At 64.2% G+C, this 19,057-nt stretch carries 20 protein-coding genes; 9 read left to right on the top strand and 11 right to left on the bottom strand.

Features of this window, described 5'->3' with window-relative positions:
• Window positions 1–4: 4 nt before the first annotated feature.
• From AC1RR3_RS17005 to AC1RR3_RS16975, 7 genes are all read right to left on the bottom strand, one after another.
• Entirely contained in the window at window positions 5–748 is a 744-nt protein-coding gene (locus AC1RR3_RS17005) for an ABC transporter ATP-binding protein (protein ID WP_492824271.1), read from the bottom strand.
• A complete protein-coding gene (locus AC1RR3_RS17000) occupies window positions 745–1,743 on the bottom strand; it encodes a branched-chain amino acid ABC transporter permease (protein ID WP_492824270.1) in 999 nt (332 codons plus the stop codon). The genes AC1RR3_RS17005 and AC1RR3_RS17000 overlap by 4 nt, the downstream gene beginning before the upstream one ends.
• The gene (locus AC1RR3_RS16995; protein ID WP_492824269.1) at window positions 1,740–2,615 is read right to left on the bottom strand and encodes a branched-chain amino acid ABC transporter permease; all 876 of its coding nucleotides are present in this window, start codon (window positions 2,613–2,615) and stop codon (window positions 1,740–1,742) included. Before AC1RR3_RS16995 ends, AC1RR3_RS17000 begins: the two co-directional genes overlap by 4 nt.
• A gap of 163 nt (window positions 2,616–2,778) precedes the next feature.
• On the bottom strand, window positions 2,779–3,909 hold the full coding sequence (locus AC1RR3_RS16990) for an ABC transporter substrate-binding protein (protein ID WP_492824268.1): 1,131 nt from the start codon (window positions 3,907–3,909) through the stop codon (window positions 2,779–2,781).
• 57 nt (window positions 3,910–3,966) lie between these two features.
• On the bottom strand, window positions 3,967–4,845 hold the full coding sequence (locus tag AC1RR3_RS16985) for a shikimate dehydrogenase (RefSeq protein WP_492824267.1): 879 nt from the start codon (window positions 4,843–4,845) through the stop codon (window positions 3,967–3,969).
• 144 nt (window positions 4,846–4,989) lie between these two features.
• Window positions 4,990–5,928 (bottom strand): LysR family transcriptional regulator, encoded by a 939-nt coding sequence (locus AC1RR3_RS16980; RefSeq protein ID WP_492824266.1) that lies wholly within the window; start codon window positions 5,926–5,928, stop codon window positions 4,990–4,992.
• Window positions 5,929–6,288: 360 nt separating this feature from the next.
• Window positions 6,289–6,465 carry a hypothetical protein gene (locus AC1RR3_RS16975; protein ID WP_492824265.1) on the bottom strand — a complete coding sequence of 59 codons (177 nt, stop codon included), beginning with the start codon at window positions 6,463–6,465 and terminating at the stop codon, window positions 6,289–6,291.
• A gap of 167 nt (window positions 6,466–6,632) precedes the next feature.
• Between AC1RR3_RS16975 and AC1RR3_RS16970 the strand changes: the two genes are divergently transcribed.
• From AC1RR3_RS16970 to AC1RR3_RS16940, 7 genes are all read left to right on the top strand, one after another.
• A complete protein-coding gene (locus AC1RR3_RS16970; RefSeq protein ID WP_492824264.1) occupies window positions 6,633–7,361 on the top strand; it encodes a helix-turn-helix transcriptional regulator in 729 nt (242 codons plus the stop codon).
• 83 nt (window positions 7,362–7,444) lie between these two features.
• Window positions 7,445–8,104, top strand: a complete 660-nt coding sequence (locus AC1RR3_RS16965) for an acyl-homoserine-lactone synthase (RefSeq protein ID WP_492824263.1) — start codon at window positions 7,445–7,447, stop codon at window positions 8,102–8,104.
• Between the two features lies 1 nt (window position 8,105).
• Window positions 8,106–8,324, top strand: a complete 219-nt coding sequence (locus AC1RR3_RS16960) for a hypothetical protein (RefSeq protein ID WP_100234631.1) — start codon at window positions 8,106–8,108, stop codon at window positions 8,322–8,324.
• A gap of 308 nt (window positions 8,325–8,632) precedes the next feature.
• Window positions 8,633–9,550 carry a branched-chain amino acid ABC transporter permease gene (locus AC1RR3_RS16955; protein WP_492824262.1) on the top strand — a complete coding sequence of 306 codons (918 nt, stop codon included), beginning with the start codon at window positions 8,633–8,635 and terminating at the stop codon, window positions 9,548–9,550.
• Window positions 9,547–10,491 (top strand): branched-chain amino acid ABC transporter permease, encoded by a 945-nt coding sequence (locus AC1RR3_RS16950; RefSeq protein WP_492824261.1) that lies wholly within the window; start codon window positions 9,547–9,549, stop codon window positions 10,489–10,491. Before AC1RR3_RS16955 ends, AC1RR3_RS16950 begins: the two co-directional genes overlap by 4 nt.
• Window positions 10,484–11,251: an ABC transporter ATP-binding protein gene (locus tag AC1RR3_RS16945; protein WP_492824260.1), complete on the top strand. Its 768-nt coding sequence runs from the start codon at window positions 10,484–10,486 to the stop codon at window positions 11,249–11,251. The genes AC1RR3_RS16950 and AC1RR3_RS16945 overlap by 8 nt, the downstream gene beginning before the upstream one ends.
• Window positions 11,244–11,972 carry an ABC transporter ATP-binding protein gene (locus AC1RR3_RS16940; protein WP_492824259.1) on the top strand — a complete coding sequence of 243 codons (729 nt, stop codon included), beginning with the start codon at window positions 11,244–11,246 and terminating at the stop codon, window positions 11,970–11,972. The genes AC1RR3_RS16945 and AC1RR3_RS16940 overlap by 8 nt, the downstream gene beginning before the upstream one ends.
• A 123-nt stretch (window positions 11,973–12,095) precedes the next feature.
• Here AC1RR3_RS16940 and AC1RR3_RS16935 read toward each other — a convergent pair whose 3' ends face one another.
• Both AC1RR3_RS16935 and AC1RR3_RS16930 read right to left on the bottom strand, forming a co-directional pair.
• Window positions 12,096–13,532, bottom strand: a complete 1,437-nt coding sequence (locus AC1RR3_RS16935) for a glutamine synthetase family protein (RefSeq protein WP_492824258.1) — start codon at window positions 13,530–13,532, stop codon at window positions 12,096–12,098.
• Window positions 13,533–13,693: 161 nt separating this feature from the next.
• A complete protein-coding gene (locus AC1RR3_RS16930) occupies window positions 13,694–15,052 on the bottom strand; it encodes an aromatic ring-hydroxylating dioxygenase subunit alpha (RefSeq protein WP_492824257.1) in 1,359 nt (452 codons plus the stop codon).
• 112 nt (window positions 15,053–15,164) lie between these two features.
• Between AC1RR3_RS16930 and AC1RR3_RS16925 the strand changes: the two genes are divergently transcribed.
• Window positions 15,165–15,950, top strand: a complete 786-nt coding sequence (locus tag AC1RR3_RS16925) for an IclR family transcriptional regulator domain-containing protein (protein ID WP_492824256.1) — start codon at window positions 15,165–15,167, stop codon at window positions 15,948–15,950.
• A 5-nt stretch (window positions 15,951–15,955) separates the two neighbouring features.
• Here AC1RR3_RS16925 and AC1RR3_RS16920 read toward each other — a convergent pair whose 3' ends face one another.
• Window positions 15,956–16,348: a group II truncated hemoglobin gene (locus tag AC1RR3_RS16920; protein ID WP_492824255.1), complete on the bottom strand. Its 393-nt coding sequence runs from the start codon at window positions 16,346–16,348 to the stop codon at window positions 15,956–15,958.
• 57 nt (window positions 16,349–16,405) lie between these two features.
• Complete coding sequence (locus tag AC1RR3_RS16915) at window positions 16,406–17,314, bottom strand: helix-turn-helix transcriptional regulator (RefSeq protein ID WP_492824254.1); 909 nt, start codon at window positions 17,312–17,314, stop codon at window positions 16,406–16,408.
• 122 nt (window positions 17,315–17,436) lie between these two features.
• Here AC1RR3_RS16915 and AC1RR3_RS16910 point away from each other — a divergent pair, with 122 nt between their 5' ends.
• On the top strand, window positions 17,437–18,978 hold the full coding sequence (locus AC1RR3_RS16910) for a benzoate-CoA ligase family protein (RefSeq protein WP_492824253.1): 1,542 nt from the start codon (window positions 17,437–17,439) through the stop codon (window positions 18,976–18,978).
• Window positions 18,979–19,057 lie beyond the last annotated feature (79 nt).

Below are 19,057 nucleotides of genomic sequence, written 5' to 3'. Positions count from 1 at the left end.
TCTCCTAATGTCCGAGATAGGCTTCGATCACGGCGGGGTTTTTTCGCACCTCGTCGGGGCGCCCCATCGCCAGCACCTTGCCTTCCGCCATCACCATCACGCGCGAGCACAACGACATCACGAATTCCATATTGTGCTCGATCACGACGAAGGTGGCGTTCTTCTCGCGGTTGATCGCGACCAGTCGCTCCTTGAGATCCGACAGCATCGACGGATTGACGCCGCCGGCGGGCTCGTCGAGCAGCACCAGGCGCGGGCCGCCCATGAAGGCCATGGCGGCGTCGAGCAGCTTTTGCTGGCCGTAGGAGAGACCGCCGGCGGGCTCGGCGGCGAGATGGTCGAGCTTGAAGAAGCCGATCATCTGGTTGGCGGCCTCCGTCAGCCCGGCATCGGAGCGTCCGACCAGGCGCGAGGCCATGTTGCCCTGATGCTCTTGTCCCGCGAGGATCAGGTTCTCCCGCACCGAAAGCTTCGGGAATACCTGCAACAGCTGGAAGGTGCGGCTGACGCCGAGCTTGTTGAGCTCGGAGGGGCGTAAGCCCGTGACGACCTTGCCGTCGAGCTTCACTTCGCCGCCGCTCGGGGTGAGCTGGCCGAGGATGCAGTTGAACAATGTCGACTTGCCGCAGCCGTTCGGTCCGATCAGGCCGAGGATCTCGCCTTCGCGGACATCGAAGCTGACGTCGGCGACGGCGCTGATGCCGCCAAAATTCTTCTTGATGTTGGTGACTTCGAGGACTGCGCTCATTGCACCGTCTCCAGACGCGACTTCGCGACGGCGCGCAACGCGGAGGCCGCCTTGGTACGGCGCTCGGCGAGATAGCGGTCGAGGATTCCCAGAATGCCGGTCGGCGACCAGATCAGCAGCAGCATCACCGCGACCGCGTAGATCATCAGATAATACCCTTCCGTGAAGCGCAGCCATTCCGGCAGCAGCACAGCGATCATCGCCCCGAGGAATGGGCCGAGGAAGAAGCCGGCGCCGCCGACGATCACCATCATCAAGAGGTCGAGCGAGAGCGACAGGTTGAACGGCACGGGATCGATATATTGCGTCAGCGGCGCATAGAGCGCACCGGCAACGCCGCCGAGCGCCGAGCCGATCGCAAACGCCATCAGCGTGTAGCGCCGCGTGTCGATGCCGAGCGACTGGGCACGCAAGGGATTCTCACGCAGCGCCATGAAGGCGCGGCCCCAGGGCGAGCGGATCAGCCACCACACCGCGACCGAGACGATCGCAAGCGAGCCGAGGCAGACATAATAGAACGGCAGCGGCTTGTTGGTCGCGATGCCGAAGACGTGCGGGCGGGGAATGTTGGAGATGCCGTAGATGCCGCCGGTGAGCCAGCTCTCGTTGCGGAATACGAGGAAAGCAAGGGTGGAGAAGGCGAGCGTAACGAAGGCAAGGTAATGGTGCTGCACCCGCAGCGCAGGATAGCCGAGCACCCATCCGACCGCAAAACTGAGGACGATCGCGACCACGATTGCGGCCGGCAGCGGCCAGCCATGCGTGGTCATGATCGCCGCCGCATAGGCGCCGATGCCGACGAACGCGCCCTGCGCCAGCGAGACCTGGCCGGCATAGCCGAGCGTGAGGTTGAGGCCCATCGCGGCAATCGTCATCACCGCCCATTGGCTCAGGATGAACAGGCCATAGCGGTTGAAGTTCATGGGGACGATGATCAGGCCGGCGATGACGATGAGGCCGAGCGCGATCTTCAGGGGTTTGGCGAAGCCGCTCATACCGTGCGCTCCTCGGCGCGGCCCATCAGTCCCTGCGGCCGGAACAGAATGACGACGATCAGGAAGATCAGCGGCACCGCGGCGCGGTACTGGGTGGAGACGTAGCTCGCCGCGAGATTGTCGAGCACGCCGATCAACAGGCCGCCGGCGATGGCGCCGCGGACCTGGTTGAAGCCGCCGACGATCGCCGCGATGAAGGCGGCCTGGCCCAGCACCTCGCCGGAAGAGAATTTGGCGAGGTAAATCGGTGTGATCAGCAGCGAGGCCAGCGCGACCAGGAAGGCGTTGATCAGGAAGGTCAGCAGGATCATGCGCTCGACCGGCACGCCGATGATCCGCGCCACCGTCGGGTTCTGCGCCGCCGCCTGCATCTGATGGCCGAGCGAGGTGCGGTTGAGTAGCGTGGTCAGGCCGAACACCGCAACAATGGCGACGACGAGCACGCCGATGCTTTGCAGCGAGACGGCGTGGCCGAGGATGGAGATGTCACCGGTCGGCACGATCGAGGGGAAGGGCGAGGCTTCCGCGCTGAAGAACTGCTTGACGGCTTCCTTGAGGCCAATCGCCAGCGCCATGGTCGCGATCGCGAGCGGCAGCACGCCATGGCGCATCATCGGATCGACCAGCAGCATCTTGAAGGCGAGGCCCAGCAGGATCATCGAGAGCAGAATGCCGAGGATGATCGCGAGCCAGAACGGCGCACCGGCATGCATCGCCGCCAGCATCAAAAACGCCGGCAGCATCACGAACTCGCCTTGCGCGAAATTGATGGTCTGCGAGGTCTGCCACAGCAGCGTGAAGCCGACCGCGACCAGCGCGTAGATCGCGCCGGTGGCAAGTCCTGCGACCAGTAGATCGAACAGATTGGACATCTTCCCCTCTCTCTTCTCCCTCTCCCCGCTTGCGGGGAGAGGGTTGGGGTGAGGGGAGTCTCCGCGAGGTCGCTGTTAGTCGGACTCGTGGAGGCTCCCCCTCACCCGGAATTTGCTTGTGCAAATTCCGGCCTCTCCCCGCGTGCGGGGAGAGGCGAAGACCTCACTTCACCTTCGGCAGCACCTGCTTCACCACCTGCTTGCCTTCGACCACTTCGACCAGAAAGCTCTGGCGGTCGATGTCGCCGGTGTCGCTGAAGGTGACGTCCATCAAGATGCCCGGCTCCTCAGTGGCCTTGATCGTCAATCCGTGCAGCGTGTCGGCGAACGCCTTGGAATCGACCTTGCCCATCTTCTCGGTGGTGGCCTTCACCATGTAGACGGCGAGGTAGCCCTTCAGGCCGTTATGATCAGGGACGTAATTGTACTTCTTGGAAAACTTGTCGCGGAACGCCTTGATCAGATCGACCGGCGCGTCGGTGGTGAGGCCGACATGGCCGCGCGCGCCGTTGGCGGCGTCGCCGGCAAGCTCGATCACCTTCTGGCCGATCAGCGTGGTCTCGCCCATCAGCGGCGCATTGACGCCCTGGCGCTTCAGCTCCTTCAGGATGCGCGCGCTCTCTTCCTCGTTGAGATAGACGAACACGGCATCGGGATTGGCGGCCTTGATCTTGCCGACGTCGGCGGCGAAATCGGCCTGGCCCGCTTCGGTGGAGAGATCGGCGACCACCTTGGAGCCGAGCCGGTCGAGCTCCTTGACGACGACGTCGCGTCCGCCGCGGCCAAAGTCGTTGTTGACCCAGACCACCGCGACCGTCTTCGCCTTCATGTCGTCGTGGATGTATTTTGCGACCTTCGGCATCGACGACTGCTGGCCGAACGAGGTGCGGAACAGGAACTTGTTGCCGGCCTGCGTCAGCTCGGCGGCTTCGCCGCCCATGATCTGCGCAATGCCGGCTTCGGCCGCGAGCGGCGCGGTGACCTTCACCGAGCCGGAATAGCCGGGCCCGAGCAGCACATAGGGCTCGGCGTCGAGCGCCTTCTGCACCTGGGCGCGGGCGACGCCGGGGTTGGATTGCGAGTCGGCGTGGGTGACCTCGAGCTTGCGGCCGAGCACGCCGCCCTTGGCGTTGATCTCCTCGATCGCAAGATCGATGCCGTTCTTCCAGTTGGTGCCGACGGTGGCGCCGCCGCCCGAGAGTTCGGCGACGTCGGCGAGCTTGATCGCCTGTGCCTGAACGCTGGTTGCAGTCGCGAAGGCAAGCAGGGCGCCTGCCAGTAGTGTGGATTTCATCTCATCCTCCCTTGGTGTCTTCGGTTCTGGTGACGGCCTTGTGTCCGGCCGCTTCGGTTACGCTGCGTGATAGGCTGAGCTTCGTGCCGCCATCACCTCGTCAAATGCCTCTCCCATGATCTCGGTCGATGGGGCAAGGCCCGTAAACAGTTCGAAAGCGTCGGCGGCCTGGTAGATCGCAAGCTCCCGCCCAGTCATGATCCGCGCGCCCTTGGCTTGGGCTGCCGCCAGCAGCGGTGTGATCAGCGGCGAATAGACGGCGTCGGCGACCCACAGGTTTTCACGCAGCAGCGTCGGCGCGACCGGCGTTTCCCGGTTCGGCAGCATGCCGACCGGTGTGCCGTTGACGAGGCCGGTTGCGCCGTCGAGTGCGTCCTTGACGCTCACAGCCACGCGCGTACCACCATGCCTGGCCAGGAGCGCGGCGAGTTTTTCGGCCCGCGCCGGCTCGCTGTCGAAGATGCGGATGTCAGCCACCTCTAGGCTCGCCAGTGCAAAGGCGATCGCCTTGCCGACGCCGCCGGTGCCGATCACGGCGACCGCGTTCCCCGCGGGCGCCAGCAGCGGCGTGACGGCGCGCGCAAAGCCGGTCGTGTCGGTGTTGTGGCCGATCAGCCTGTTATCCCTGACGACAACGGTGTTGACCGCCCCCATGCTGGCCGCAGCCGGTGCCAGCTCGTCGAGCAGCGGGACCACCGCCTCCTTGTAGGGAAAGGTGACGTTGACGCCGGCAAAGCCAAGGCGCCGTACGCCTTCCAGCATCATGGCGAGCCCGGCCGAGTCGGCACCGGCCACTTCGATGAGCTGATAATGGCCGCGCAGGCCAAGCGCCTCCGCGGCGCGCTCATGCATGGCGGGGGAGGCGGAATGCGCGATCGGCGCGCCGATCAGGCCGGTCAGGAGCTTCTTGGATGCGGCGGGTCCGCGCTTTGACATGATCGACTATCGCCTGGTGGTGAGCGGTGATTTCCGGTCATTAGCCGCGAAATGCGCGCAATTCCAAGGGGGCTTCCACGTGGAACGATAGCCTTTCCCCCGACTAACACAATTACCCTTTTATCGGGCAAACCTAACATAATGTTATTTCTTCCGCCCGCGTGCCGGCGCAGCCTTGCCGTTGCCGCGGGACGGCTCGACCGCGCGCATTTCGGCGCGCAGGGACTCGATGAAATACTCCACATGAAGCGACAGCGGCGCGCCGCGCTTCACCGCGATATAGGTGTCGAACCGCGTCGGCTCGGTGATCTTGATCAGCTCGATGCCGGGATAGCCGCCATGGGCCACCGTGAACTGGTCGATGATGGCGATGCCGAGCCCCGCCTTCACCAGCGCGCAGACCGTGGTGCCGAAGCGGGCGCGGATGGTGATGTTGTAGTCGAGCCGGTAGCGCGCGAAGATCTCGGCCATGATCCGGCCGTAGGGGTCGTTGGGGTCGATGCCGATCAGCGGATAGCGGGTGATCTCGGCGGCGGAGACCTGCTTGCGGCCGGCGAGCTCGTGGCCCGGCGGCACGATGCAATAGAGCTCGCCCGAGGCGAGCGGCATGAAGTCGAGCCCGGAATGCTCCAGCCGGTAGCTCATCGCCACGCACTCGCCACGGCCGAGCATGAGATAGTCGATCGCTTCCTCGAGCTTGAGGATGTTGATGTCGATGCCAAGATCGGGATAGCGGCGCCGGACCCGCTCGATCGCGCGCGGCACCATCACCTGCGAGATGCTCGGCACGGAGCCGATGCGCAACTCCGACAATCCGCCGCGGCCGATCTTGGAGATGATCTCGGAGAGGTCGTCGACCTTCTTGTAGACCCCGTTGATCTGCTCGAAGATGGTCTCGGCCTCCGGCGTCGGGAAATAACGTCCGTTCTGGCGCTGGAAGAAGCGGATGCCGAGCGAGCGCTCGGTGTATTTGACGAGTCGACTGATCCCCGGCGCCGACACGTTGAGCAGCTTCGCCGCGCCCCCAATGGTGCCCGTCACCATCACGGCACGGATCACTTCAACCTGGCGCAGCGTCATCATGTTCTTGGCATCCGAAAGCGATCGTGGCGGCGATCATCTCACGAGAGCCGTGATGTCATCCAGCGGCAAGTGTGCGTTGATGTGGACGGAAGGGGCGGGATTCTTTCCCTCTCCCCTTGTGGGAGATCTCGCCGCGACAGCGGCGAGACGGGTGAGGGGTCTCTATCCGCGCGTAAATTTCTTCCAATAGAATTCGCTGAAGCAACCCCTCATCCGGCGCTTCGCGCCACCTTCTCCCACAAGGGGAGAAGGAAAACCAACTTCGCCGTCAGAATGTTTCGATTAAAATCTGCGCGTTCAAGTAGCAGGGCGTCGTCGTCGCGCGATCGGTTGCTCGGCATCGTATGCTGCAACTGCGTTCTAGCTCGCCGGCCCTTCGGGCGACACGCTGTCCGCAAGCTCGGTGCGCTCGCTCTGGAGCACCTCGCGCGCGAACTCGATGATCTTCTGCTTGTTTGCCGTGTCACGGACGGCGAAAAACACGCGGTTCAATTCCAAGCCGAGCACGCTGTTGAGGGCGATGTTCTCGTCGTCCATCGTGGTTTTCTCGCTTTGTACGCCTTTAGGTGTAACTTGACGTCACTTCTTCCACAAGTAGATTAAAGCTTCGGAGCAGGCAGATACCGGAGAACTACGGGAGCAGCGAATTGAGGCAGCCCCCAAATACGTGCTATAGCGATCGGCGAGGGTCAGGAAACGCACCGATGTCCGCCGTCGATTATGGCCGGGAAGCGCTCGACTTCATCGAAGGGCTGGGTACCTATCGCAAGGTGCCGGACGCCATGAATGCGCTCGAAACGGCCTTCGGTCGCTTTGGCTTCGAGACCATCATCGTCACAGGCTTGCCAAATCCCGATCAGCGGTTTGCGCAGATGGTGCTTGCCAAGCGCTGGCCGGTGGGATGGTTCAATCTCTACACCCAGAACAATTACGACCGCGTCGATCCCGTGGTGCGGCTGTGTCGGCAATCGGTCAACCCGTTCGAGTGGTCGGAAGCGCCCTATGATGCGGCGCTTGAGCCGAACGCGGCGGAGGTGATGAACCGCGCCGGCGATTTTCGCATGTCGCGCGGCTTCATCGTGCCGATCCACGGGCTCACCGGCTATGAAGCCGCGGTGTCGCTCGGCGGCGTCCATCTCGATCTCAATGCCCGCAGCAAGCCGGCCCTGCATCTGATGGCGATGTACGGCTTCGACCACATTCGCCGTCTGCTCGATCCGACCCCGTATCAATCGGCGCGCCTCACCCCCCGTGAGCGCGAGGTGATTGCCTGGGCCTCGCAAGGCAAGTCAGCCTGGGAAATCGGCGAGATACTGAACATCACGCAGCGCACAGCGGAAGAACATCTTGCAACTGCTGCGCGCAAGCTTGGTGCTGTCAACCGTACGCATGCGGTGGCATTGGCGATTCGCCACAAGATCATCGCCCCCTAAGCGACATACTGGGAAATTTCCCAATATCGAACCTGCGTCTTTTCGCAGAGCCTGTCCCCCATTGAGGCTGAATGGGGGTTTTCATGATTCACGCAATTTCTGCAGTCAATCGCCACCTTTACGAAGACGTACTCGAACAGCACTTCCGGCTGCGCCACGACATCTTCGTCGAGGAGCGGCACTGGGAGACCCTGCGCCGGCCTGATTGCCGCGAGATCGATTCCTACGACGACGAGGACACCGTCTATCTGCTTGCGCTGGAGGGCCGGCGCGTCGTCGGCGGCCACCGGCTCTATCCTACCACCAAGCCCTCGATGATGAGCGAGGTCTTCCCGCATCTGGCATCGGTTCGCGGCTGTCCTTCGGATCCGCTGATCTGGGAATGGTCGCGCTATTTCGTCGTCCGTGATCGCCGCGACGGCGCCCTCAATCTGCAACTGATGGCGGCGGTGCAGGAATTCTGCCTCGGCCAGGGCATCGCGCAGGTCAGCGCGATCATGGAAACCTGGTGGCTGCCACGCTTCCACGAGGCCGGCTTCGTCGTGACTCCGCTCGGGCTGCCGGCCCTGGTGGAGAACGCCTGGACGATGGCCGCGACCATCGACGTTCGCCAGCAGACGGTCGATGCCCTGCATGATCGCATCGGCATGGCTTCGATCGTTCAACAAGACGGCCCGCGTCTGGACGCCGTCGCCCGTGCCAACCTCTGCGGTCTTGCTGCCGCGCAACGAAAGAGCGCCTGAGATGTCGAACATGATGCGGGATAGCCAGATCATGGCGCAAACCAAGGACGAGAATCTCGGATACATGTCCGACATGGCGCTCGAATTGGCGCAGATGGCGGATGACTCCGGACTGGCGACGCTGGCCTACCTGTTCCGGATGGCGGCACTGGAGGCCTCGACGGCGAACAGCGTGCTCGCCGAGCCGGATGATCTTCCCCGGCAGATGACGTCGCACTAGACGCATCCTCTGTACATTCGACGACGTTCTCACCCTCCCCCGGTTTGCCGCGGGGAGGGTGATCGTTTGGGTGCGGCAGGTTGACCCATCCTGCGCGGCAGCCTTCTTGCAAGGCTAGGAGCAAGGTCAATTTCGATCGCATGCACCCGCATGCAACAAAGTGCATGTTTGGTGTCGAATCGCTCTTGCCTCGGAACGATACTGCCATTACCCATTTTTCCGCCTTGTAGAGGCAGGGGGAGCTCTTTCACTGATGGCGACTGTGTTCGAACATCGGCGCGATTCCGCGTGCGCCTGAAAGAGTTTTGATGCTGCTCGTCGTCGAACAGTTCTTGAACGGATTGCAGTTCGGCCTGCTGCTGTTCCTGCTCGCCGCCGGCCTGACGCTGGTGTTCGGGATCATGGATCTCGTCAACCTCGCGCACGGCTCGCTCTACATGATGGGCGCCTATTTCGCCGCGACCTTCGCGGCCTGGACCGGCAGCTTCTTAGCTGGCGCGCTGCTGGCGCTCGGTGCCACGCTGGTGCTCGGCATCGTGCTGGAGATGGCCGCGTTGCGGCATCTCTATGGCCGCGATCATCTCGACCACGTGCTCGCGACCTTCGGCCTGATCCTGTTCTTCAATGAAGCGGTGCGGCTGATCTGGGGCCCGGCCGGCCTTGCGCTGCCGCTGCCGGCCTGGCTCACCGTGCCGGTGCCGATCCTGCCCGGCATTCACTATCCCGCCTATCGCCTCGCCATCATCGTGGTCGCACTGCTCGTTGCGCTGCTGCTCTATCTCGGCGTGATGCGCACGCGCATCGGTATGCTGATCCGCGCCGGCGCCTCCAACCGCGAGATGATCGGTGCGCTCGGCATCAACATCAAGCTGCTCTACACGCTGGTGTTCGGGCTCGGTGCGGCGCTCGCAGGGTTGGCCGGGCTGATGCAGGCGCCGATCCTCACCGTGCAGATCGGCATGGGCGAGAACATCCTGATCCTCGCCTTCGTCATCATCGTGATCGGCGGCATCGGCTCGATCCGCGGCGCGTTCCTCGCCGCGATCTTCGTCGGCATGATCGACACGCTCGGCCGCGCCTTCCTGCCGAACCTGCTGCGGCAGGTGCTGAGCGGCGCCGCTGCCTCCACCGCCGCGCCCGCGCTGTCCTCCATGCTGATCTATCTGGTGATGGCGATCGTGCTGGTGGTGCGGCCGGAGGGGCTGTTTCCGGCCAATCGTCGATGAAGGCTTTCACTGTAGCTAAGGCCGTCACGGCCCTGATGCTGGCGGGCCTCGTGCTGCTGCCGCTCTATTCGCAGCTTAGCGGCAACGTCTTCATCCTGACGCTGTTCACCCGCATCGTCATCCTGGCGCTGGCCGCCGCGAGCCTCAACCTCATCATGGGCTTTGGCGGCATGATGAGCTTTGGCCACGCCGCCTATCTCGGCATCGGCGGTTACGCCGTCGGCATGCTCGCGCAGGAAGGCGTAGGTTCCGGCTTCGTCCAGTTTCCGGTCGCGCTGGCGGCCTCCGCGCTTTATGCGCTGGTGATCGGCGCGCTCTCACTGCGCACCCGCGGCGTCTATTTCATCATGATCACGCTCGCCTTTGCGCAAATGGCCTATTACGTCGCCTCGGGCCTCGCGCGTTACGGCGGCGATGACGGCCTCACCGTCTACAAGCGCAGCGACTTCTCCGGGCTGATCAACCTGTCGAACCGCACGCAGTTCTATTACCTGTGCCTCGCCTGCCTGTTCGGCGTACTGTTCCTGATCTGGCGCATCGTCAATTCGCGCTTCGGCCTCGTCGTGCAGGGCCTGCGCTCCAACGAGCAGCGCATGCAGGCGATCGGCTTCCCCGCCAAACGCTATCAGCTGGTCTGCTTCGTCATATCCGGCATGATGTGCGGGCTCGCCGGCGCGCTGCTCGCCAACAACACTGATTTCATCAGCCCGGCCGTGATGTACTGGACGCGGTCCGGCGATCTCATGGTGATGGTGATCCTCGGCGGCATGGGCACGCTGTTTGGCCCCGTCATGGGCGCGGTGGTCTATCTGCTGCTGGAAGAGTTCCTTTCGCAGCTCACCGAATATTGGGCGCTGATCATGGGGCCGATGTTGCTGCTGATCGTGCTGTTCGGCCGTGGCGGCATCATGGGCCTGCTCGGGAGGCTCAATCGTGGCTGAACCCTTGCTCCGGGTCGAGAAGCTGGTGCGTCGCTTCGGCGGCATCACCGCCACGGACAACGTCTCGCTCGACGTCGCGGCCGGCGAGCTGCACGCCATCATCGGCCCGAACGGCGCCGGCAAGACCACGCTGATCAGCCAGCTTACCGGGCATCTCGAACCGCATTCCGGCAGCGTGTCGCTGGCGGGGCGCGACATCACCTATCTGCCGGCCTATCGCCGCTGCGCGCTCGGCCTTGCCCGCTCGTTCCAGATCACTTCGCTGCTGCTCGACTTCACCGCCGCCGACAATGTCGCGCTGGCGGCGCAGGCGCATGCCGGCCACTCGTTCCGCTTCTTCGCCAATGCCCGCAACGAAAAGGGCCTGCGCGACGCCGCCCATGCCGCGCTCGATCGCGTCGGCCTGTTGCATCGTGCCGATGTCCTGGTGTCCAGGCTCAGCCATGGCGAGCGGCGCCAGATCGAGCTTGCGGTCGCGCTCGCCAGCAAGCCGAAGCTGTTGCTGCTCGACGAGCCGATGGCCGGCCTCGGCGTCACCGAATCCCAGCGCATGGTGCAACTGCTCCAGGAGCTGCGCAAGGAAGTCTCGATCGTGCTGGTCGAGCACGACATGCCGGCGGTGTTCGCGCTGGCCGACCGCATCTCGGTGCTGGTCTATGGCCGCGTCATCGCCTCGGGCGATCCGGCCGCGATCCGCGCCAACGAAGACGTCAAGCGCGCCTATCTCGGCGACCAGCATGTGGTGACGCACCATGGCTGACAAAGTGATGGCTGACACCCTGCTCGACGTCGACGGCATCGAGACCTGCTACGGCCTCAGCCAGGTGCTGTTCGGTCTGTCCCTGTCGATCAAGCCGGGCGAGATGGTCTCGCTGATGGGCCGCAACGGCATGGGCAAGACCACCACCATCCGCTCCATCATGGGCCTGACCCCGGCGCGCGCCGGCAGCATCCGCTTTGCGGGCGCCGAGGTGCGGGCGCAGCCGTCCTACCGGATCGCAAAACTCGGCGTCGGCCTTGTGCCCGAGGGGCGCCAGATCTTCCCGAACCTCACGGTGCGTGAAAACCTGGTCGCTGCCGCTGCCGATCGCTTCGGCAGCAGCAATCCCTGGACGCTGGCCGCGATCTACGTGATGTTCCCGCGCCTTGCCGAGCGCGCGTCCAACATGGGCAATCAGCTCTCCGGCGGCGAGCAGCAGATGCTGGCGATCGGCCGCGCGCTGATGACAAATCCGAAGCTCCTAATCCTGGACGAGGCGACCGAGGGGCTGGCGCCGCTGATCCGCGAAGAGATCTGGAGCTGCCTGTCACTGCTCAAGAGCCGGGGCCAGTCGATCCTGGTCGTCGACAAGAATGTCGACCACCTCGCCCGCATCTGCGACCGCCACTTCATCATCGAGCGCGGCAAGACGGTGTGGAGCGGCACCTCGGACGAGCTGATGGCCGAGCCGGATCTGCAGCACAAATATCTGGGGATCTGAGCCCCCCGCTCTCTCGCCCGTCATTGCGAGCGAAGCGAAGCAATCCAGAATCTCTCCGCGGAGGGATTCTGGATTGCTTCGTCGCTTCGCTCCTCGCAATGACGGAGGAGAGAGGTGTGGCCCTCAGAACACCTCGAAATATTCCCGATGCTCCCAGTCGGTCACTTCGCTCAGGAACCGGTCGATCTCGGCGTTCTTGATGTGGGTGTAATAGTCGACGAACTCGGCGCCCAGCTTCTCGCGGAAGAACGGATCGTCCTTCAGTGCAGAGACCGCATCGCGCAAGCTCTTCGGCAGCAGCGGAGCCTTGGTCTCGTAAGGCGTGTCGGCCGACGGGCCGGGATCGAGCTTGCGATCGACGCCGTCGAGGCCTGAGAGAATCTGCGAGGCCATGTAGAGATAGGGATTGGCGGCGGGCTCGCCGATGCGGTTCTCCAGGCGCGTGGCGGCGTCCCCGGCACCGCCGAGCACGCGGATCATCACGCCGCGATTGTCGCGGCCCCAGATCGCGCGATCCGGCGCCAGCGAATAGGAGCGGTAGCGCTTGTAGCCGTTGATGGTCGGGGTGGTGAACACGGTCGAGGCGCGGGCGTGGTCGAGCAGGCCCGCGAGATAGGCGCGGCCGAAGGCGCTGAGCGGCTCGCCGCCCTCCTTGGCCATGAACTGGTTCTCGCCGCTCGCGCGCGAGACGATCGACTGATGCAGGTGCCAGCCGCTCGCGAACACATTCGGCAGCTTCGGCCGGCACATGAAGGTGGCGTGGTAACCGTGGCGACGCGCGATCTGCTTCACCGCGGAGCGAAACAGCACCATGTTGTCGGCGGGTTCGAGCCCCTTCTTCGGCGCGAAGGTGAATTCGCACTGGCTCGGCCCGAACTCGACCTCGACCGAGCGCAAGGGCAGCCCGAGCGCGACGATATCGCGGCGCAGGATCTCCAGCACCGGCTCCATCTGATCGAAGCGCTGCTCGGTGAGGTATTGATAGCCGTGGCTGAGCAGGCTCACCGAGGGCGGCGTGCCGGGCTGGCCGGAATCCTCGGGCCGCATATGCGGATCGTCGAGCTTGAAGATGTGGAATTCGACCTCGAGCCCCGCGACGAAATCATGGCCGCGGCTGCCGAGCTCGTCGAGCACCTTGCGATACAGCCCGCGCGTCGCGAACGGCACGGGACGGCCGTCCTGGAAATAGAGGTCGCACAGCACCCAGCCCGTCGTCGGCGCCCATGGCAGCACGCGGAACGTGGTGGTATCGGCGACCATCAGCACGTCGGCCGCGCCCTCCATCTCCTTCATGCCGAAGCCGCCGCCTGAGGTGAACACTGGAAACACCGTGCGGTGCGAGGTGTCCTTGGCGAGCATGGTCGTGGTGATGGAGCAGCCGCTTTCCAGTGACGCGATCGCCTCCGAGGCGATAATGGTCTTGCCGCGCAAAATGCCGTGCTGATCGGGGAAGGCGAGGCGGATGACCTCGAGGTTCTTCTCCTCGACGATACGCCGCATGCGCGCTGCGGCGTCCTTCTGCTCATCCGACCACAGCGCATGACGCGCGACGAAAGTCACGATGGTTGCTCCTCAGTCACGATGCTCGACGAATGCAAGATGCCCGCCACATTCTCCGTCATTGCGAGGAGCTCTTGCGACGAAGCAATCCAGAGTCTTTCCGCGGATACATTTCTGGATTGCTTCGCTTCGCTCGCAATGACGGTGGAGAGAGTTTCGCTCTATTCAGCCGCCGTCAGCCGGTGCACATTGTCCGCGATCTCCTTCGGCACGGGCGCCGTCCACGGCGCGCCGCGGCGGCGCTTGACGTCGACCTCCATCCAATAGGTCTCCCAGCCCCGTGTCGGCCCGATGCCGTCCATGGTCGCCGGCCCCTGGATGCTGCGCGCATTGGCTTCGTCGAGGAACAGCATCGGCCTCTCGCCGCCGCCGACCTTCTCGATCTCCTGCCGCAGCAGGCGGCGATACTGCACGATCGCCTTGTCGCTCGTGCCGAGATGCTCCTTGGTGCGATCCTGGATCGCGCCCATGGATTCCACCGCCCACTGGTCGTGGACGTTGATGTCGGTACCCATGCCGGTGTAGGTCGCGGTCTGCTGCTCGTGCGGATCGAAGCCGTAATCGTTGCTGCTGTTCTTGCGCGACTTGTAGTCGGGCAGCTCGTAGAGCTCGAGCCGCTGGTCGCGCATCTTCTGCTTGTCGACCGGGTTCGCATAGCTGGTGAAGATCGCGTACCAGTAGCAGTTCTGGTCGTCGACCGGCACGTGCCACTGCGTGATCGTCATCTCCGTGCTCATGGGAATGACGAAGCCGTGCGGGAAGAGCTGGTTGGTGACGCGCACATGGGTGCGCTCCTCGTCGATCTCGCGCAGCGCAATCAGCCGCATTCCGTATTCGGTGTGCTCGACATTGATGATCGGACGGTCGTATTCGCGCAGGATCTTCGTCATCGGCAGGTCGGAGCCTGCGGAGGCGCCACGGAACTGCTTGCCATAGGCGGTCGAGGTGTCCTCGTCCTCGAAGAAGCGGTGCAGATAGGAGGCATGGGCGGGATCGATGCCGACTTCCAGCGCTTGCAGCCAGTTGCAGGCCATGTGGCCCTTGAACGCAAAAGTGTGCGTGCCGGGCGCGACGAAGCAGTCGAGCTCCGGGAATGCGGGCGGCTCACCCTCGCCGAGATAAGCCCAGAGGATGCCGCTCTTCTCGACCACGGGATAGGAGCGCTGGCGGATGTTCTGGCAGAGCTTTGAATCCTTCGGCTCGGCCGGCGTCTCGATGCATTGGCCGGTGGCGTCGAACAGCCAGCCGTGGAAGGCGCAGCGCAGGCCGCCATGTTCGAGCCGCCCGAAGGCGAGGTCCGCGCCGCGATGCGCGCAGTGGCGATCGATCAGGCCGTAGCGCCCGGTCTCGTCGCGAAACAGCACGAGATTCTCGCCGAGCAGTTTGACGGGGCGGATCGGCCGCTCACCCTCCAGCTCGTCGACCAGCGCCGCCGGCTGCCAGTAGCTTCGCATCAGCTTGCCGCAGGGATCCTTCGGCCCGGTGCGGGTGATCAGGTCGTTCTGCTCCTGGCTCATCATGGCAGTAGCATCCTTTGTGGAGTGGCGATTGTTCGCCTATTGAACGAATGGGCGAATTATGACATGCCTTGGAAAGGCAGCAAGCATTATTTTGCAGGATTGTCCCGAGCCCATGCCCAAGCTGAAGCGGAATGAGAGCGAGGAGCGTGCGACGGATTTCGTCGAGAGCCTCGATCGCGGCCTGCGCCTGCTGCAGTGCTTCGGCACGAATACCGGCCCGATGACGCTCAGCGATCTCGCCCGTGCTGCGGACCTGCCACGCGCGACGGCGCGGCGCATGCTGTTCACCCTCCAGCGCGGCGGCTACGTCTCCGGCGATGGAAAACTGTTCTCGCTGACGCCGCATGTGCTGACGCTCGCCGCGTCCTACCTGCGCTCCAATCAGCTCGTTGCGGTGCTTCAACCCGTGCTCGATCGCGTTGCGACTGCGGCAAACGAAATCTCCTCGCTCGCAGTGCTTGACGGTGATGACGTCGTGTTCATCGCGCGCAGCAGCCCGGCGCGGATGTTTTCCGGTGGCCTCGAAATCGGCTACCGCCTGCCGGCCTTCTGTACCTCGGTCGGCCGCGCCATGCTCGGCCAGCTCGACGATGCCGATCTTGCCGCACGGCTGAAGGCGATGACACGCGAGGCGCTGACGCCGCAGACGGTGACCGAACCCAAGGCGCTGCTCGCGCGCATCATCGCCGATCGCGCGCTAGGCTATTCGCTGGTGGATCGCGAAGCCGAGCCGCATTTCCGTTCGATTTCGGTTCCGGTGCGTCGCTACGACAATGTGATCGTTGCCGCCATCAACATGGGCGCGCATGTCGACCGCGTGCCGACGCAGGAATTGATCGACCGTTTCCTGCCGCTCTTGCGCGAAGGGGCGGAGTCGGTGCGTTCGCAACTGCTGTAGTTGCGCTAGCGGTTGCGCATCCAGTCGGCCAGGCCGGACAACGCGCGGTCGAGATCCTGCCGCGCGGCGGCATCGGTGACCGTCTCCTCCAGCGCGCCGCGCATGCAGAGCAGCCAGGCGTCGCGCTCGGCATCGCCGATGGCAAAGCCGATGTGCCGCTGCCGCAGTCGCGGATGGCCCTTTTCGACGGAATAGAGTTTTGGCCCGCCGGTCCATTCGGTGAGATAGCGCTTGAGCACGTCCCTGATCAGGCCAAGGTCGGCGGCATGCATGGCGCGGATGATCTGCGCTTCCGGTAGCGCATCCATGCGGTCGTAGAAGCGGTCGACCAGCCGATCGATCGTGGCGCTGCCGCCGATCCGCTCGAACATGGAGATTGCGACGTCGCTATCGGTCATGACTCATTCCCAAGCTTGTAGGCTCGGATATATTGTCATTCCAGCGACGGGCCAAGCCTACAGCGCCACACTCCGTAGCCCAAAGCTGCGGGCCTCGTTCTGCAGCACCGGCCGCACCGCATCGATCAGCCGCGCAGCCGCTGCATCGACGCTCAGCCCCGCCGTATCCACCACCGCCGTCGCGCGCGAATACAGCGGCTCGCGGCTCAGCAGGATGTTGCGCAGCTCGGCCATCGCGGAGCGGTCGTCCGCCATCGGACGCAAATCGCCCTGGCGGCGGACGCGGGCCATGTGCTCTTCGGGCTCGGCCTTCAGCCAGATCGTGTAGAACGACGACAGGATCTGGTCGAAGGTCAACGGCTCCGAGACGATGCCGCCGCCGGTCGCCAGCACCATCAGCTCGTTGCGCGCGAGCAGCTGTTGCAGCGCCGCCTGCTCCATGCGGCGAAAGCCTTCCTGGCCGTACAGCGCGATGATCTCGGCGACCGAAAGGCCGTTCTGCTGCTCGACCTCCTTGTTGAGCTCGACAAAGCTCCAGCCGATCTTTTTCGCCAGCATCCTGCCGAGCGTCGATTTGCCGGCGCCACGCAGGCCGATCAGCGCGATGCCGCAGAACGGCGCGCGCCGCGGCGCGGAGGCGCTGCCGCCCGCAAGCAGGTCCTTGGCTTGTGCGATCTGCGCCGGCGTCGCCTTGCGCAAGAGATCACGAAACATCTGCCAGTCCGGCGTCGGATCGGGGCTCGGGAGCAGGTCTTCGAGATGTGCGCCCATCGCGTCGGAGACGCGGCGCAAGAGCACGATTGACACGTTGCCCTTGCCGCTCTCGAGCTGCGCGATGTAGCGCTCCGAGATTCCTGATACCTTGGCGAGCACTTTGCGCGACATGCCGCGCAGTGCACGCATGGTGCGTACGCGCTGGCCGAGCTGTTCGAGGAAGCGGGATTCGGCGTCGGGACTATCGGTCATGAGTCTTCTTTACAGGAGGTCCTGCGGCGCGTTTTAATGAAACATAATGCCTGCTGGCATTGACAGCAAGCCGCCACAGTGTCTTTCTATGAATTATAATTCTAAATTCGGGGGAGACGACCGTGAGCGAGGGATCCTACAACGCGGTGACCTGGCTGCTCGACCGTAACGTCGAGGAGGGGCGCGGCAACAAGCTCGCCTTCGACGACACCGTCTCGCGGCTCACCTATGGCGAGCTCCAGCGCGAGAGCCGGCGTGCCGCCAACATGCTGCGCCGTCTCGGCGTCCGCCGCGAAGAGCGCGTGGCGATGATCATGCTGGATACGGTCGACTTCCCGGTGGTGTTCCTGGGCGCGATCCGCGCCGGCATCGTACCGGTGCCGCTCAACACGCTGCTGACATCAGACCAATACGCCTACATCCTCGCCGACTGCCGTGCGCGCGTGCTGTTCGTGTCCGAAGCGCTCTACCCCGTCATCAAGGATGTCGTCGGGCGCATGCCCGATCTCGAGCATGTCGTGGTCTCCGGCGCCAAGCAGAACGGTCACAAGCAACTCGCTGAAGAGATCGCGGACGAGAGCGACCAGTTCGCCACCGCCGCGACGCATCCCGATGAGCCCGCATTCTGGCTGTATTCGTCGGGCTCGACCGGCATGCCCAAGGGCGTGCGCCACATCCATTCGAACTTGCAGGCGACCGCGGACACTTACGCGAGCAAGGTGCTCGGCATTCGTGAAAACGACGTCGGCCTCTCCGCGGCAAAGCTGTTCTTCGCCTATGGCCTCGGCAATGCGCTGACCTTCCCGATGTCGGTCGGTGCCACCACGATCTTGAACAGCGAGCGGCCAACGCCGGCGCGGATGTTCGACCTGATGAACCGGTACAATCCGTCGATCTTCTACGGCGTCCCGACGCTGTTCGCAGCGATGCTCAACGACGAGACGATGAAGAGCAAGCGCGGCGGCAAGTCCTTGCGCATCTGCACCTCGGCCGGTGAGGCGCTGCCGGAATCCGTCGGTAACAGCTGGAACGCGCGCTTCGGCGTCGACATTCTCGATGGCGTCGGCTCGACCGAGCTGTTGCACATCTTCCTGTCGAACGCGCCCGGTGACATCAAATACGGCTCCTCCGGCAAGCCGGTGCCGGGCTACGCGGTCCGGCTCGTCAACGAGGCAGGGCAAGACGTCGCCGACGGCGAGGTCGGCGAGCTCCTGGTCGATGCGCCCTCCGCCGGCGAGGGCTACTGGAACCAGCGCCACAAGAGCCGCCGCACCTTCGAGGGACCGTGGACCCGGACCGGCGACAAATATGTCCGCGACGCCGATGGGCGCTACACCTTCTGCGGCCGCGCCGACGACATGTTCAAGGTCTCCGGCATCTGGGTCTCCCCCTTCGAGGTCGAGAGCGCGCTGATCACGCATCCGGCCGTGCTGGAAGCCGCCGTCGTGCCCGAAGCCGACCCGGAAGGCCTCCTCAAGCCGAAGGCCTTCGTCGTGCTGCGTCAGGGCGCGAAGACGACGGATCTGCAGGAGATGCTGAAAGAGCACGTCAAGCAGAAGATCGGCCCATGGAAATATCCGCGCTGGATCGACGTGGTGGACTCGCTGCCGAAGACCGCGACGGGAAAGATCCAGCGCTTCAAATTACGGGACGGCGCGAACTAGCAACAAGCCGTCATGGCCGGGCTTGACCCGGCCATCCACGTGCACCTGCGATTGAGGAAAGGCGTGGATGCCCGGGTCA

The organism is Bradyrhizobium sp. GW821-FHT13H05 (genome assembly GCF_058804065.1).
This window is presented reverse-complemented; position numbering and strand designations above follow the sequence as displayed.